General features: G+C 45.7%; 15 protein-coding genes and 1 riboswitch. Of the genes, 11 read left to right on the top strand and 4 right to left on the bottom strand.

Annotated features, from left to right (window positions below; all coding sequences use genetic code 11):
* The first annotated feature begins 12 nt into the window (after positions 1-12).
* Positions 13-1,434, top strand: coding sequence for a GTPase HflX (gene hflX / locus AZI87_RS16780; protein WP_063209386.1), 1,422 nt, complete (start codon positions 13-15; stop codon positions 1,432-1,434).
* 14 nt (positions 1,435-1,448) lie between these two features.
* Positions 1,449-1,877, top strand: coding sequence for an SRPBCC family protein (locus AZI87_RS16775; protein ID WP_063209384.1), 429 nt, complete (start codon positions 1,449-1,451; stop codon positions 1,875-1,877).
* Here the strand turns inward: AZI87_RS16775 and AZI87_RS16770 are convergent.
* The 3 genes from AZI87_RS16770 to AZI87_RS16760 all read right to left on the bottom strand — a co-directional run bounded on the left by AZI87_RS16770 (position 1,874) and on the right by AZI87_RS16760 (position 8,670).
* Positions 1,874-2,380, bottom strand: coding sequence for a DUF488 domain-containing protein (locus tag AZI87_RS16770; RefSeq protein ID WP_063209380.1), 507 nt, complete (start codon positions 2,378-2,380; stop codon positions 1,874-1,876). The two genes, AZI87_RS16775 and AZI87_RS16770, sit on opposite strands and share 4 nt — an antisense overlap.
* Before the next feature lie 40 nt (positions 2,381-2,420).
* Positions 2,421-4,535: a TonB-dependent siderophore receptor gene (locus AZI87_RS16765; RefSeq protein WP_253696952.1), complete on the bottom strand. Its 2,115-nt coding sequence runs from the start codon at positions 4,533-4,535 to the stop codon at positions 2,421-2,423.
* A riboswitch (TPP riboswitch) is annotated at positions 4,523-4,627 on the bottom strand. It overlaps the preceding gene by 13 nt.
* A gap of 44 nt (positions 4,628-4,671) precedes the next feature.
* Positions 4,672-8,670: a DEAD/DEAH box helicase gene (locus AZI87_RS16760; protein WP_063209378.1), complete on the bottom strand. Its 3,999-nt coding sequence runs from the start codon at positions 8,668-8,670 to the stop codon at positions 4,672-4,674.
* Positions 8,671-8,853: 183 nt separating this feature from the next.
* On the opposite strand from AZI87_RS16760, the gene AZI87_RS16755 reads away from it, so the two are divergent.
* The 8 genes from AZI87_RS16755 (at position 8,854) to AZI87_RS16720 (ending at position 14,522) form a co-directional block, all read left to right on the top strand.
* A complete protein-coding gene (locus AZI87_RS16755; RefSeq protein ID WP_063209376.1) occupies positions 8,854-9,357 on the top strand; it encodes a DUF6789 family protein in 504 nt (167 codons plus the stop codon).
* 9 nt (positions 9,358-9,366) lie between these two features.
* Positions 9,367-9,792, top strand: coding sequence for a hypothetical protein (locus AZI87_RS16750; protein WP_063209374.1), 426 nt, complete (start codon positions 9,367-9,369; stop codon positions 9,790-9,792).
* A 94-nt stretch (positions 9,793-9,886) separates the two neighbouring features.
* Positions 9,887-10,072, top strand: coding sequence for a hypothetical protein (locus AZI87_RS16745; protein ID WP_063209372.1), 186 nt, complete (start codon positions 9,887-9,889; stop codon positions 10,070-10,072).
* Between the two features lie 62 nt (positions 10,073-10,134).
* Positions 10,135-10,611, top strand: coding sequence for a YbhB/YbcL family Raf kinase inhibitor-like protein (locus AZI87_RS16740; protein ID WP_063209370.1), 477 nt, complete (start codon positions 10,135-10,137; stop codon positions 10,609-10,611).
* Positions 10,612-11,412, top strand: a complete 801-nt coding sequence (locus AZI87_RS16735; RefSeq protein WP_063209369.1) for a dimethylarginine dimethylaminohydrolase family protein — start codon at positions 10,612-10,614, stop codon at positions 11,410-11,412.
* Positions 11,413-11,458: 46 nt separating this feature from the next.
* Positions 11,459-12,163 (top strand): pseudouridine synthase, encoded by a 705-nt coding sequence (locus AZI87_RS16730; protein WP_063209367.1) that lies wholly within the window; start codon positions 11,459-11,461, stop codon positions 12,161-12,163.
* A 95-nt stretch (positions 12,164-12,258) separates the two neighbouring features.
* On the top strand, positions 12,259-13,578 hold the full coding sequence (locus AZI87_RS16725; RefSeq protein WP_063209365.1) for a hypothetical protein: 1,320 nt from the start codon (positions 12,259-12,261) through the stop codon (positions 13,576-13,578).
* Positions 13,579-13,664: 86 nt separating this feature from the next.
* Positions 13,665-14,522: a hypothetical protein gene (locus AZI87_RS16720; RefSeq protein ID WP_063209363.1), complete on the top strand. Its 858-nt coding sequence runs from the start codon at positions 13,665-13,667 to the stop codon at positions 14,520-14,522.
* 2 nt (positions 14,523-14,524) lie between these two features.
* Here the strand turns inward: AZI87_RS16720 and AZI87_RS16715 are convergent, their stop codons facing one another.
* Positions 14,525-14,851, bottom strand: a complete 327-nt coding sequence (locus tag AZI87_RS16715; RefSeq protein WP_216635272.1) for an ArsR/SmtB family transcription factor — start codon at positions 14,849-14,851, stop codon at positions 14,525-14,527.
* 68 nt (positions 14,852-14,919) lie between these two features.
* Between AZI87_RS16715 and AZI87_RS16710 the strand changes: the two genes are divergently transcribed.
* Positions 14,920-16,131, top strand: coding sequence for an MFS transporter (locus AZI87_RS16710; protein ID WP_063209361.1), 1,212 nt, complete (start codon positions 14,920-14,922; stop codon positions 16,129-16,131).
* Positions 16,132-16,230 lie beyond the last annotated feature (99 nt).

Genomic DNA, 16,230 nt, shown 5'->3' with positions numbered 1-16,230 from the left:
CACGGTGGCCTCATGGACATTCTTAATAACTCAAAACCTCTTAAAGCTGTTCTCGTGGGTGTGCAACTTCCGCGTGTTTCCGATGAAGAGACCCAAGGCTCTTTGGCAGAGCTTTCTCGCCTGGTAACCACCTTGGGATACCAAGTTGTGGGGCAAACCTCACAAAAACGCAGCTCTACCAAAAGCGCCACCGTCTTAGGTGACGGCAAAATGAAAGAATTAGCCTCTTGGACGGGCGGGACCGGCGTTGTCGGTCCGATGGTGGTGAAAAAGAAACACAAGGCGGCTTTGCGTTTTGAAAAAAATCAAGAGGAAGATGACTTTGAGATCGAAGATGATTTTGAAGATGTTCCTGAAGAAAGCGAAGATCTGTCCCTGGATTCTGCATCGGAAGTGCCTCGCGAAAAAGCCCAAGTGGTTATTTTTGACTGTGACCTGTCCCCTTCTCAACTTCGTAATCTGGAAAGTGCCACAGGAGCTCAGGTCTTAGACCGCACAGGTGTCATCATTGAGATCTTCAGCCGCCATGCGCGCACCAAGGCCGCGCGACTTCAGGTAGAGATCGCAAGACTTACTTATGTAGCACCTCGCTTGCGCGAAACTGCGGGAGGAGAAGACCGCGGTGGCGGAGGTATCGGCGGTAAAGGTGCTGGTGAGACTAGCATCGAGCTCGATCGTCGTAAAATCCGCGATCGCATCAAAGAGTTGAAACAAGAGCTTTCTGCGATCTCTCAAGAGCACATCACGCGTCGTTCGCGTCGTAATCAAGAAATCTCTGTGGCTTTAGTCGGCTATACGAATGCCGGTAAATCGTCTTTGATGCGCGCCCTGACTGGCAGTGAAGTCTTGGTGGCCGATAAACTTTTTGCGACCTTAGATACAACGGTGCGTGTTTTATATCCTGAATCTCGCCCCAAGATTTTGATTTCAGATACTGTCGGATTTATTAAAAAACTTCCGCATGACCTGGTGGCCTCTTTTAAATCGACATTGGATGAAGCAGCCAATGCTTCATTGCTTTTGTATGTTGTGGATTCTTCGGATCCTACTTTCCGCTCCCAATTGCAAGTTACGAAATCAGTTTTAGACGAAGTGGGAGCGAGCGACCTGGATAGCATCCTGGTTCTAAATAAAGTGGACCGCTTGTCTTCGGAAGAACGTGAAAAATTGCAGCAGGAATATCCCGATGCGATATTCTTATCCGCACACAACAAAGAAGATGTAGCCAATTTGCGTCTTCGTTTGATTAAGCATTTTGAAACCGCGATGATCGATGAAGAGATTCTTATCCCCTACGATGTTCAAGGTGCGATCGGAGAAATCCGCGCAAAGATGCGCGTCCTTTCAGAAAACTACGACAATCGCGGTCTGACTTTGACAGTTCGTGGACACGTGCAAGACATCGAAAAAATGCGTAAGAAGTTTGGTATCTAACGAAAGGTTTCACCATGAAAGACATCATTGAACTTTCTGTCAGCATAAAAGCTCCCGCTGCCTGGATTTGGAAAGCCCTTACTGATTCCACAGAATTAGAAAACTGGTGGAGTGATGACGTGGTCTTGCAAGCCAAAGTCGGCGGCTCATTTAAAGAACCTTGGGAAAATGACGAAGGCGAAAAGCAATTGGCTTCCGGCAAAGTCACCGCCGTTAAAAATGAAAAACTGATCTCGTTCACGTGGAAAGAAAAAAATTGGCCCAAGAACGCCAACACACAATGTTCTTTTATTATCGAAGATAAGGGATCTGTTCGCACCCTGACCGTGAAACACGAAGGCTGGGACACCCTTCCTGAAGCTTTAAGGTCTTCGACGATGAAAGATTTCAAAGTGGGATGGAACTATCACCTCAAAGAACTGAAATCCTATTTGGATGACTAGGCGGAAGAGGCTCGGCCCCTCTTCCCGATATTGAAAAGAAAGATTCCCTCTTGATCTTTAAGTACTAAGTTTTCGATCTTGAGTTTGCCTTTTTGATGGCGATCCATTTCTTCCGCCACATAACGCCGATGACAGTCTGAAGCGTCGGCTTCATAGCATAAAAGTGTCAGACCTTTCTTCTTTCCCAGCTTTAAAAGCTGCAGAATTTCTTCTTGCTGCTTCGGTAAGACCTTTTTTACGTAATCACGAAACATTTTTTCCCTCGTGATTAAATGGGTCTTTGCTTGCTTACGCCACAGCGTTGGCACACCGAGGCCGGGCATATGTGTGTAGGCAATGTCTTTTTTCGCAAGTTCTTCTGCTAGCTTTTTCTTCGAAAAACCACGCTTACGACTTAATGGATTTTTTCGTACATCCACGACGTGGGTGACACCTTTTTCCTTGAGCCCCTCTGTGAACTCATCAATATCGCAGCCTTCATAACCTACAGTGAAGATTTTCATGTCATTGATTATAAGGCTGCGCTGAAAAAAGAGCGATATGTTAAAGTGCGGCTTGCAGACTTAACCAAAAAGTTCTTGCCTGCCCTGGATATAGATACAAGTGCCCGTACTGTTCAGGTGATTCTTTCCAGTAGCGTGTATCCAGGACATTATCCACGGAAACGCGCCACTGAGTTTTCACATCCGCGATAGCCGTGTTGTAAGAGGCGCCCACATCCCAGCGAGTCCACGTCGGTAACGTCACAGTATTGTCGGCGGTCACAGCGCGGGAACCTTCTTGCACTAAGCGCGTGTTAAGTGTCAGACCCTTGATGTCGGAAACTAGGTACGACGCTTGCGCACGCAACGTGTGACTAGGAACATTGATCGGATTTTTATCATTAAGATTCTCTGCCACACTTGCATCTTTACGACGGGCTTTAAGAACCATGGCGCTTCCCTCAAGAAGCCATTTGGAAAGGCGGTATTCACCACCCAACTCAAGCCCTTGATGTTCAGCCGTTCCATCGACTTGGTATAAGGGCTTTTGATCCAGAATCAAAGGTCGGTCAATGTGAAAGACCGTAACAAACCAGGTGTTTTCTTCGTTTCCATGAAGGCCCACTTCATATTGATGACTGATCACATCGGGAACATACTCGCCAGCACGCGTGTAGTCCACTTTGTTCGGGGTCACGAAAGATTCCACACCTTGAGCGACGCTGGCATAAGCTATGAGTTTTTCAAAATCATACGAGAGCGCAAACCAAGGTAAAGTGAAGGCCTGATCGTGCGACACCGCCCGGCTGCCATCCGTGCGGATGCTTTCGCGATTAATCATGCTGTGGCGTAAGCCCAACCATAGATTCCAATTTTCGTATTTAAGATTATCAAAAATAAAAACATCTGTTGTTGTCGAATCGCGATTCGTTCCTTCATCTGTCAGTGCAGGGTCTTGAGGAAGCTGAGCCGTGCCTTCGACATTTCCCACACCCACATAGTTGTAAGCTTGTTTTTGCACGCGGGTTTGTTGATTTGCGGTCATGACTCCCACACTGACCTTGTGAGTGAGCGCAGCCGTTTGCAGCACTCCATCGAAAGACACTTTTCCAGAATAAGTCGCACGCTTTTCGTCATCACTGCGAAAATCATAAAGATCGTAAGTTCCATCAGAGCAATAGCGATCGTAGTTATTTTCGGCTGAACACCCGTACGGATAAGCCAAGCGATCATCCGTGACAAGATTCTGGAAACCGGCAACTGCTTGAAGATTCCAAGAAGAGCTGAAACTGTGCTTTAATCCGACGCTTCCGGCAACTCCTTCAAAGACCACGGGTTGAGTCCATTCTTGATTGTTCAAATTCAGTCGTGGATTCACCGGATCCGGAAGTCTATTTCCTAAAAGACTAAAACCCGCCTGACTGGGTTGGGAACGGCGAGACCACTCCACTTCCGTCTGTAAAAGGCTTGCCGAAGACAAGTTCCAATCACCCGAAAAAGAAACCAAAGAACGGCTGCCTTTTGCATTTTCTAATTCCGGCGCCAGATTTTCTTGAGCCAGGTTCACTCGGTAACCAAACTGAGGGGCCGAAGAAAATCTTCCGCCAACGTCAGCCGCCGTTAAAAAACTTCCCTGCTCGCCGACTTGCATCTTCACTGCACGCAAATCTTTGATGGTGGGTCTTTTCACCTTGTAGTTCACTACACCACCCGGACTTGACACTCCGACTTGAGCCCCACTTAAGCCCTTTAAGATATCGATTTGTTCTTTATTCTCTAGAGCGATAAAAGTCTCTGCGTTGATGGGAAGATTTTCGCGTAAATAGCTCGTGCGATTATCCAAAGTAAAGCCGCGGATGGAAAGCGCGTCCCAGTACCCAGCGGCATTGTAGGAATCAGACGCCGAGGCATCTAAAGTGGTGATCTCTGAAAGCCTTTGCACATTGTTTTCTTCTAATTTCTTGGCAGATAGAATATGCAGCGAGGCTGGCAGTTCTTTGACCGATACGTCAAAGAAACCACTGACTTCTGAATCCGCCACTTGACTGTCTGAAATCATAACGGAAGAAAGAGTCGACTCTGACAGAGTGGTCGTCGTCGTTTCATTAGCAAATGAGTTTGTGGAAAAAAAGAGCGTCAAAAAACCGGCGAACGCCAGCATCGATATCTTATTCATAACCTTCCCTGCGCGAGCATTATCTCTATCAGGTTCAAAGGGTCATTCTCAGCCAGCAACCCCCATGGTCGCTAGCACCCCTAGTTGCCTGGCAACTTCGCGCAGAACAGGTTCTTTAGTCAAATAAAAAATACCGCTACTTTAAACCCAGAAGAATATCGAAGTCTTCTTTGCTTAAAGCACCTGATCCTGGGCCTAATTCTCCAGCAGTTTCCGCCGCTGAGAACAAGGACTGAAACTTTTTGTCTTTACGGCCTTTGAGAAGTTCAATTTTTTCTTCCAAAGACTCGTGCATGATGTAACGGAAGACTTGCACCGCTTTATTTTGACCTAAACGATGCGCGCGGTCTGTGGCTTGGTTTTCCACAGACGGATTCCACCAAGGCTCTAAGTGAAAGACATAGCTGGCCTTCGTCAGATTGAGGCCCACCCCACCCGTTTTTAAGGTCATAACTAAGACGGCACCACCTTTAGTGGCGTTGAAATCCGCTAAAATTTTTTGTCTTTGTTTTGTCGGCACTCCACCATGTAATGCAAAAACCGGAATATTGGATTTCTTGAGCAACTCCACAGTGTGTTCCAAAGTTTGAATAAACTGCGTGAACACCAAAGCACTTTCACCGGATTCGACAACTTCTTGCAAAGAATCTTGAAGGGCTTCCAATTTCGGTGGCACACGATCGTATCTGACATTTGGAAGAGCCGCGGGATCCGAACAAGCTTGTCTTAAACGCAAAAGTGCCGTCAACATTTGCAGTTGCACGCTGGCTTCGGCTTGAGTCAATAAGCTTTCTTGAACCCGCTGATTGTATGATAAAGCGATATCTCTATAAATTTCGCGCTGTCTGTCTTCAAAGGCGATACTCACCTTCGTTTCTTGTTTTTCCGGAAGCTGATCTAAAATTTCTTTTTTCGTCCGGCGCAAAAGCAAAGGCTTCATTTTTAATTTGAGATCTTCAATTTCTTCTCGAGTCACCATTTCCGTATTGACGAATTGACGACGGAAGTCTTCAAGGCGACCTAAACTGCCTGGCACCAACAAATCCACCAAAGAATAGAATTCGCCGTAGTGGTTTTCCATCGGCGTTCCCGTCAGACAGATTTTAAATCTCGCATTAAGGGCTCTGGCAGAGCTTGTACGTTTGGTCGTGATATTTTTTAAATTCTGAGCTTCATCAAAAATCAAAACTTTCCATTGATACTGACTTAAGAAGTCTTCGTTTTCCATTAAAAGACCATAGGTCGTAATAACGACGACGTCTTCTTTCAGTTCTAGCTTTTTACCGATGTTGTTTCGATCTTTAGAAGTGAAAACACGGAAAGGCAATTCCGGAGCAAACTTTTCCACTTCGCTTTGCCAGTTAAAGATCAAAGATGAAGGCACCACGATTAAAACCTGTCCCAAGTCTTCTTTGGTGCGCAAATCTTCAAGGAAGGTCAAAGTTTGCAACGTTTTTCCAAGACCCATGTCATCGGCCAGCAAAGCGCCCAGGCGCAGACGATAAAGATCTTGCAGCCACTGCACGCCCTTTAATTGATAAGGCTTAAGATGCGCTTTAATAGTTTTTGGAATGTGAATTTCACGGTTCTCTTGTCCGAGGCTGTCATAGAATAGGCAAAGTTTTTTCCATTCTTCATCACCACGAATACCCACACCAGAAGCCCGCAAAGCCAATAGCTCAAGGACTTGATGTCTTGGCAGTTGATACACCTTATCGCCGATGCTTTTCTTCGCCGAATCCTTTTTGCCTTTTTGCAGCTTCAACCAGAAGTTTTCCAATCGACGCAAAGATGGCATCTGCTTTCGAGGTACCAGGAACAATTTTCCCTGATACTCAATCACGCCGCCGCTGCCGAAGTTGCGCATATTCATGGGATCGATCTCTTCACCGCGCAAGAAGAACTTCGGATTCAGTTCAAACCAATTGATGTCGCGCTTTTCATCATCCGATTGAAGAATGAAGTCGACTTTAAATTCATCCTCCTGCAACTCTTGTAAAGGTTGCCCGTTGAAGTAAATCTGAAATCCAAAAGGAATCAAAGCCTGGAAAGTTTCTAGCGTCTCGTGCAAATGGGGCACATCTTTTTTCGCAGACGGCAAATGGAAGGTGCCTTTGGCCAAATAAGGATCGGCATCAGGGTCACCACTCCAAATTTTTGATAACAAGGAAGTGCGAGATTTTTTAAAGGCTTCACCATTCGTAGAAATAGCCCACTCTTTGAGCATTTCATAAATCAGTCGGAATTCACGCTCGACCAGGCCCTCTAAAGTCACTTCTCCTTGGTCTGAATAAAAAGACTCAGAAGAATTTAGAACTTCAAAAGTTTTACGAACAAAATCTTCAAAATTTGTAAGCACTGGTTTTGAACAAAGCTCTTCCAGTGTCATGTCTCGAGCTAACACAAGCCCTGAACCACTTACCAACAAAGTCTGCACCTTTTCGTGCAAAGCCATGAAGAGTTCTTCTTTAGTGACTTTTCGTCCATCAGACAAAGTGCCACCATCAAAGTGGTGATTCAAAATTTCGAAAACTAAGTACTGGATAATTCCTAAGTGCCTTAAGAGCTTTAAATCCCAGTCGCGTTTTAAACGACTTCGTGTCGCCACATCTTTTGCATCGGCATTAAGTAAAAAAGCCAAGCCCTCTGACATCGCTTGAAGATACAAGGTCGTTCGTGGGGTGAATCCCTTGCGAGATAAATCTTTCTGACCCTTGATGCGCGCCTTATGTTCAACGTAAAATTCGCCTTTGTCGTCCAACTGCAAAGCTATAAGGCCTTGCCCCGGTGAAAGTGTCACCGATGTCCCCGTCACCTTCGTGGGGATTTGGCGAGAACGCAGATATTTTAAAACTGATTTTGCTTCGAGTTCGCCGATAACGGACACAATGGGCATTTCACCGGGGTGATGCACCCAAGTGACATTTTCCTGAGAAACACTGTAAAGAACTTCTTCTAGCTGATTCCACTCCCGAAGCCATGGGTGCACCATCAAAGTTCCGCTTTCCGGGTCCAGGGCGACAGTTTCAAAAAACTGGAAGTTTTTCTTCGTTCCGCTGACAAGCTTGAAATCACATTCTAAATAGTCCCGCTCGACAAATTCGCAACGCCAATCCAGCTCGGTGCTAGGATCAAATTCAATATCTTTGATCTGCAAGGCACGCATATTCGTGCTCTTAGTTTGCAAATAAAGATCTATCTTTTTTTGACGAAGCTGGGTTGCCACGGTGCTTAGAAGCTGCTGCACAACCTCTTCCAGTTCCCGCAAATTTTGGCTGACAAAAAGATGTTCTTTTTGCTGAGTCAAAGGCCACTGATTAAAAGCAGATGTTTGTGACGCTTTTTGCGGAAGAAGATGGCGAGGCACCACGCGATGCAAAGGATGACGCAAAATATCTTTTGCACTCACTTGCATTCCGTTACTGAAGTTATAGCGAATCATGCCCGCCAAACGATTCTGTTCATTCACTTCATTGAGATAGAAATCCGAATAAGCGGTGAGCTTTTTTCTAAAAACCTCGGGCATATTCCAAAGCATCGGAGATAAAAGCTCTTTTTCTTTGTTGATGTCCTGCAAGCGGTACTTGCTAAAGTCTTTATCCAAAAAAGAATTTAGCGGAGACCCTTTTAAAAGAGGATGATCTTCCAGAATCAAACTTAACGAATCCAATTGGCAATCTTTAGGAATCGCATTGCGCGCCTCTGCCGTTTTTCCCTGGCTTAAAAAAAGAGGCGACTTAAGATCTTGCGCAAGCTTTAACAGAACCGGATTTTCTTCTTTGTTTTCATTTAAAGTCAAAGCCTGCCATAAAGTGACGTAGGCCGCCCACTTGTGTGCGCAGTTTTCATGTTTAGGAAAATGTTGGGCGCAGAATTCGCAAGAAAAATTCAAGGCGCCCTGATAGTTCATCTCTTCGATACGAACTTTAACACCCTTGTTAAGCTGGGCATCGTGAAAGAACAGCAGAAGTTGTAACGGCTCTTCGTCTTTAGAAAGAAGCTCGTAACCTTCAAGACCTTGATCTTCCAAAAGCCCTAAACCATCGACATAAGCCTCGCGCTCGCTGAATGGCACACGCTCTCCAGAGTCACGAAGCTGAGAAATTTGCAGTAATGTCAGTGGCGTTAAAAACACTTGGAATTCCTTTTTTTAACCCGAGCAAAGGGCATCAAACAGAATGGCAAACTTTTATTAAAAAGTCATCATAGAATCCTAGATAAAGGGCTCTGTGGCTGTGATCTCCGACAGAAAAGGAGCGTTCTTAGGATCATCTCCTCTGAAATCCTCTATAATGAGGTTGGTAATAAGGAGGCATCTATGAACACACTGCTTCGTGGTCTTTGGGCCGGAGTTATGGCAACAAGTTCGATGACGATTTCTCTTTTTCAGGCTTTTAAAAGTCTGCCCTTTTTACAAAAGGCTCCGCTTCCTCCAGCCCTTTTAAGCCGAGAGATCGGTGAAAAAACAGGCCTCGCAAAAAATCTGACATCGCAGCAGCAACAGATGTTCACAATGGTGTCCCATTTCGGTTACGGAGCTGCGGCAGGCGCCGTGTATGCAATACTTGCTTCGAAACTTCCGGGGAATCCTGTGATCAAAGGAAGTCTTTTTGGAGTGGGCGTGTGGCTTGCAAGTTATTACGGCTTAATTCCCAGCATGGGTCTTTCAACATCGGCACCGAATATGACTAAGAAAAGAAATTTTATGATGTTTGCTTCCCACATTGTTTGGGGCATTAGCTTGGGTTACGCAGAACAAGAACTGCGTCGCCGAGGATCAACAATGCTGGATGGAAGAAGAAATCCAGTGCTGGCGAAATAGGAGGTTTCCATGGTTGACAGAGATCGCACCCCCATCCCCGAATTCACGCAAATTTCCCGTGGCGAACCTTCGGAAAACACACGCGACGAAAACGAAATTCTGAACGATCAGGATTTGACCAATAAAAGCAATCTTCGTCCCGATGATGAAAACTTAGGTGCTAAAACACGTTCCTATGAACCCCTCGAAGATGAGCCGGGAGATTTCATGCGTGGTGAAGTAGATGTGAAGGAACAAATGGATCGCGCCGCTGATGCGCTGGACGCTTCTTTGCACGGCTATCAAAATCAAGGAGCTGAAGACAGCCCGCAAACGGAATTGGGAGCATCTTTTAAATACACTCCCGGAGGCATTGAAGAAGTCGCCGCCAAAACGGACGAGTATCTAGCGACTCATCAAAAACCTCGCAAAAAGGATCGCGACTTAAGCCAGTAATTTGTTTTCTTTCTTCGTGTGTGAGCACAAGTTTCGCACATCGGTGATTTTAGGAGCGAACTGAAAGTGAGATAATAAATAAAAAGGAGGCTGTATGGCTGAAATGAATAAACCAGGCTCTAAAAGAGATTCTTTCGCTGACAAAGTAGGTGAAAGCCTTGAAAAAGCAGGACGTAAAATTTCTGATATGGGTGCTCCGAAAGTGGGTCAAAAAATCCACGATGCTGGAGACAAAATGGAAAAAACCCATCAGAACCCACAGCATCCTGGCAAAGTTTAATTCAATAGATAGGGGAGTCGTTCTATAGGGGGATGGCTTCCCTATTTTTTTGGAGGTCACTTATGCAAACTGATTTCACCTTAAGCTCGCCTGTTTTTGAAAACAACGGCGAGATTCCTAAACAGTACACTTGCGAAGGCGATGATATGTCGCCGCCACTCGAATGGTATGGAGCACCTCAAGGTACGAAAAGTTATGCGATCATCGTGGATGATCCCGACGCTCCAGATCCTTCAGCTCCAAAAAGAACTTGGGTGCATTGGGTGGTGTATAATATTCCCGCAGAAATTCATGCGCTGCCTGAAAACTTTCATGACTTTCCGGAAGAAACTCAAGAAGTGCAAAACGACTGGAAGGCTGAAGGCTACCGCGGCCCCTGCCCTCCAGTTGGCAAGCATCACTATCACCACAAAATTTATGCATTGAATACGTTCTTGCCTCAGAATGGCATTCTTACCAAAGAGGATTTGTTGAAGGCCATGAAAGGTCATATTTTGGGTGAAGCCGATCTTGTTGGTACTTATGAAATGAGTCACTGAATGAAGGCACAATCACATCCGACCCTGGTCGTAAGCACCTGTGACGCTGAAGAATTATCCATCTGGGATAGTCAGGAAACCTGCGCACAGCACGAACGATTTCGTCACGTCTTACGAAAAGCGGGAGCCCAGGTGCTTGAAGTTCCTCTCGTGCCTGATGATTTAGACTCTGTCTTTGTGAAAGACAGTGCATTGCTGATCGATAATGGCCGTGAGCGCATGGCCTTTATGGCGCATCCTCGACATCATGAACGCAGAGATGAACAATACCATCGGGGACATGGCCTTAGAGATCTTGGTTTTCGCATCGCCGGAGAAGCTGAAAATTATTTCGAAGGCGGCGACCTAACTTTGCTCCCTTCTAGGAAAATGGCACTGGTGGGTTACGGGCAGCGAACGGAATATCGTGCCATTAACGAAGTGGAGGATTTTTTAGGTATCGAAACGGTACCTTTAGAACTTGTTTCTAAGCGTTTTTTTCACTTGGATTTGGCTTGCGCAGTTCTCAGTGATGGAACCGCATTTGCTTGTCGCGAGGCTTTTTCTGAAGAGGCCTGGGAACGCCTGTCAAATCTAACGGAGCTAAAAAGGCTCATCCCCGCCTCAGAGAAAGCTGCCTATAATTTTGGCTTAAACATGGTCGAAGTCGGTAACACCATTGTTTTAGGTGACGACGTAAAGGAGATCATCGATCAATTAGAGATGATGGGAAAAAATGTGATTGTGACTCCCTTGGATTGTTTTCATAAATCCAGCGGGAGCGCCGCCTGCCTTTCTGCTCGCGTTTATAATATGCCTTAAGTTTTAAAATTCCTTTTCCAAGCGAGTTCTGATATGTTCCCCGTCTATGAATCCGTTTAAAATTCTTTTTCAGGATGAACACTTCTTTGCGATTGATAAACCAGCGGGATACTTTGTCCATCCCCCTGAATTATCACCTTATCCCGTTCCTCGCGAAAAAATCTGTCTTTATCATCTTAGAAAACATTTTAACCAAGATGTCTTTCCCGTTCATCGTTTGGATGCTCCGACAAGTGGTGTCCTTTTGTTCGCAATGAGCCGGGATTCGGCGCGTGAATTAAACCGGCTTTTTGCAGATCGCAAAATGCACAAGACCTATCAAGCGGTTGTTCGCGGTTTTGTAGAAGAAGAAGGCCGCATAGATCTGCCCTTAGAAATTGATGAAGGCCGTGTGCTTGCGGAATCAACGACACTTTACAAAAGACGGGGCACGGTGGAACTGCCCTTTCCGGTCGGCAAGAAATATCCTACAGCCCGCTATTCTTGGGTGGAAGTCAACCCGGTGACCGGACGCTGGCATCAGATTCGCCGACACTTTGACAGAATCGCTCATCCTCTTTTGGGTGACATCGAGCACGGAGATTCCCATCACAACCGTTTCTTTCGCGATCACTTGGACATTCGTGGACTGTGCCTGAAGGCCACGTCGATTCGAATGCAAAATCCCTGGAGCCAAGAAGAGATCACCATTCGTACCGACACCTGTGAAAAATGGGACAAAATCGAAAAGCTGTTCGCACAACAGAGCTAAACAGTTTTATTTGCCATTTGCCAACATGACGAGAACCTAACTTCATTTTTGAACCAAGACTTGTTGAACTTGTCTGATCAAAAAGGGATTGGTTCATGAAAATCGAAAGAAGAAACTTTATTAAGCTGGGCCTTCTTCAGGCCGCCGCTCTGGGACTTACGCGAAAAGCAAATGCTTATCAAATTCCAAAAATTCTGCGCAGGTCAGGTCCCTCGATCTTGCAAGGTGCTACGGACGATACCAAGACACAGTTTTCGATAGTTCATAACAACACCGAGATCTTAGACATTTATGCCGTAGACTCTGGTGGACGTCGGCGCATTCCCGACTTTACCCGCACTGTCGCTTTTCGCGATCACACTAAAAAGATCACCAAAGTTTATTTTTCGTTCTTGGATGTCAACGAGACTTACGAGCTTCACCTGGTCAATGCCGTTACGCGAGAGCTTTTAGATCAAAGAGAATTTCAAACCCTGGATTTGAGCAAACCAGATTTAAGTTTCGCTTTGTGTTCCTGTATGAACGATCGCGAACATGCGCCAGAAATTTGGCAGAATATGGTTCAAAAAAAGCCAGATGTTTTGTTGTTCATCGGGGATTCTGTTTATGCCGATAGCGACTCTCCTCTGACAGGAGCCGACCCCGCTCATCTTTGGAATCGCTTCTGTGAAGCACGCCACACTTTAGAAATATACTACAGCCGCCGTCTGATCCCTATTTTTGCCACTTGGGATGATCATGATTTCGGACTGAACGACACCAACAGTGTCGATTTTAAATTCGTCAAAGAGTCCCAAGAAAATTTCCTCAATTTCTTTGCCCAAGATACCAGCCATTGCCATATTCTTGAGAAGGGTCCCGGCATTGCCAGTGCGCTAAAATTTTCGAATCAGACGATTCTGCTCTTAGACGATCGCAGCTTTCGCCAACGCCGTGGAAGTAAAGACCGCTATGCGCATTGGGGAAAAGAACAGGAAACTTGGATTTTCGAAAAAATCTGGGAAAACCCAGGAACTACATGGCTGATGAATGGCAGTCAGTTCTTTCCAAATGTCCCATGGAAAGAATCTGTTTCCGGGGATCATCCCGACAACTTCAAAGGCTTTTTGCAAGAGTTGAAACTGATTCCGCGTAAAGTTATTTTTGCTTCCGGTGATGTTCATTACAGTGAGATTTCTAAAATTGAAAAAGAAGCTCTTGGCTATGAAACTTTCGAACTGACTTCAAGTTCTATTCACAGCAGGAATATTCCTGGCTCACCAGATATTATACCGAACAACCGGCGTATCGCGGGTAATGGACAACGAAACTATCTTTTGGTCAAAGCGGCGGCAAGCAACGGCGGCTGCACTATGGATGTGACAAGCTTCGGAGTTGCTGGCGACGCCCGCTTCCAAATCAGCTTACAGGTGTAAGGGCTTCTTCATAAGCCCTGATCGTCTAGAAGTTCGACAGAATACGCAAATGCACTTTCCAGATAGGATCGTGTTAATATTTGTTTATGATCAAAGAACTTTGGAGTTCGTTTCCACGTTTGCTTGAACAAAGAATCAATGCCCTGCTGGATGAAGCTGAACCAAATCCGATGAAGGCCTTTCAGCTTTACAAAACTTGCCAGAGAGAAAATCTTTGGACGGACAGTTTTGAAAAGTTCTCGAAACAACTGGAAACCTTCTTTTCTTTGCCTAAAGCCGAAAGAAAAAAAAGTTCATTAGATGCACTTCTAGAGCGTCCCGTCGACGTTTTGGTATGGGAAGACTTCCACTTGAATTTCCGCACAGGTCTTGTCGACAGTCGTGCTGTTTCTAATATCGTAAGCTGGGCGCATCACCTGATGCGTGTCAGTTTAAAAAGCAATAGCAGCGTCATTTCAGCGGATGTTTTACAGCGCACCATGAATTACATCACCAACCCACCGCTTTATGAAAAAGCGAAAGACATCACCTTTGAAGATTTTTGTGCGGCCTGGAAAAAGGTCGTCTTTCAGCTATTTGGAAAAAAGCATGATGACGACCTCAATCACATCCTTAAAGAACTTCATTGGTTAAATACGCAGTTAAAACACGCCGATGCAAACAAAGATGTGGGAACTCGCTTTCACCCGACGATTTATTTAACTCAAACAGAAATAGACTGGGTTACCGACGTACAAAAAAGCGTCGTTGCCAACGTAACACTGCCGAAGTTTCCTCTTTCGCGTGGACCGCAGAAGCAACGTCTGGCCGATTTAGAAAGAGCCATTCAACTTTATCGCATTGTTCAAAAAACAAAACTCCCCGAGCTTTTGGTGCATCGGGAAAACATTCGTGTGACGATATTAGATAGATGCGCTGGACTTCTCAAAGAGTGCGCTCGATAAATCTATCTAGTCGTAAGAATCACTTCAATTAAGCCGGGAAATCTTTTTTCCAGTTCGTCAAGGCGCAAAGACACAAGCTTTTTCGTCCCGTCTTGGCGACTGCGAGTCACACCCGCTTCACGCAAAATTTGCATATGATGAGAAAACGTCGCCTTTGTCACGGAGTAGTCAAAAGATCCACAAGCAATTTCACCTTCAGGATCCTTCAAGAGCTGCTTTACAACGGAGAGACGCACAGGATCCCCGAGTGCTTTTAGCACTTGTTCCAAACTGATATCTTTAAGTTTCGGATGATCGATAGTTTCCATTGTTAGATAAATATCTAACATTCTTCTTGCGCCAACGCAAGAACAGGTTTATTTATTGTTCGATAGGTATCTAACAAATGAAGGTTCTTATGTCTTCCTCTGCTTCCTCCTCTCATTCGCTTTCTAAATCTCTTATATTGCTTTTAGGCCTGGCGGTCGGTGTTGTCGCCGCTAACCTTTATTATGCGCAGCCTCTGGTGGGGCTTATCAGCAAGGCTCTCAATCTAGATCCTTCTTTGGCGGGCTTGGTTGTGACTCTGACTCAAGTGGGTTACGGACTGGGTGTCCTTATGATCGTTCCCCTGGCCGATATTCTTGAAAATCGAAAACTGATTTTGACAATGATCTTGCTAACGACCGTTAGCTTACTGGGCTTGGCCTTCGCGACAAGTTTGATTCCCTATTTTCTTGCGGCCTTAGCCGTGGGATTAGGTGCTTCAACGGTGCAAGTGATCGTGCCTTATGCGGCTCACTTAGCGCCCGAAGCAACACGCGGTCGTGTCGTAGGAAGTCTGATGAGCGGATTGATGATTGGTATTATGCTGTCGCGTCCTATTTCGAGCCTTCTGACGGATTTATTTTCTTGGCACGCGGTTTTTTATTTTTCTGCCGCTTTGATGCTCTTACTAGGGTTAGCACTTTATAAACTTCTGCCCGAAAGACAACCTACCAATACGGGTATTCGCTATTCGAAGTTGATGGCATCCATGGGAAATCTGTTTGCAGAAACTCCCGTTTTAAGAAGACGCGCGATCTACCAAGCCTTCATGTTTGGCGCTTTTTCATTGTTCTGGACAACGACGCCTTTATTACTTGTTGAAGAGTTTCATCTTTCTCAAACAGCCATTGCTCTTTTTGCATTGGCCGGAGTCGCAGGTGCGGTGTCTGCCCCCCTTGCTGGACGTATGGCCGATAAAGGATTCAGTCGACAAGCTACGACCGTTGCTATGATTTCTGCGTCAGTGTCATTTCTGATAACACATATTTTTGCGCCAGGTTCGGGATGGGCGTTAGCTATTCTTGTGTTCGCAGCGATCTTATTGGATGCAGGCATCACGGCGAACTTGGTTTTGGGTCAGCGTGCGATTTTTTCTCTCTCGGCTGAGCTTCGGGGTCGCCTCAACGGTCTTTATGTTGCGACGATTTTTGTGGGTGGAGCCGTGGGCAGCTACGTCGGTGCGTGGGCTTATGCGCATGGAGGATGGATGCTCACTTCGTGGGTGGGTTTCTTATTCCCACTGCTCGCATTTATTTATTTCGGAACCGAGTGGTTGACGGGATTTCAAAAGGTCTCGCAATAACTCTGTCTTCTGTCTAGGTCCGGCCAAATATAATCTTTCACATAGCCGTCCTGTGTTAAGCTCGAGAGGATTTTAATCACTCGTCGCAAGACCTGGAGG

Source organism: Bdellovibrio bacteriovorus (genome assembly GCF_001592745.1).
Classification (GTDB): Bacteria; Bdellovibrionota; Bdellovibrionia; order Bdellovibrionales; family Bdellovibrionaceae; genus Bdellovibrio; species Bdellovibrio bacteriovorus_B.
Note: the sequence above shows the minus strand (reverse complement) of the source record. Positions and strands in the feature narration are given on the sequence as shown.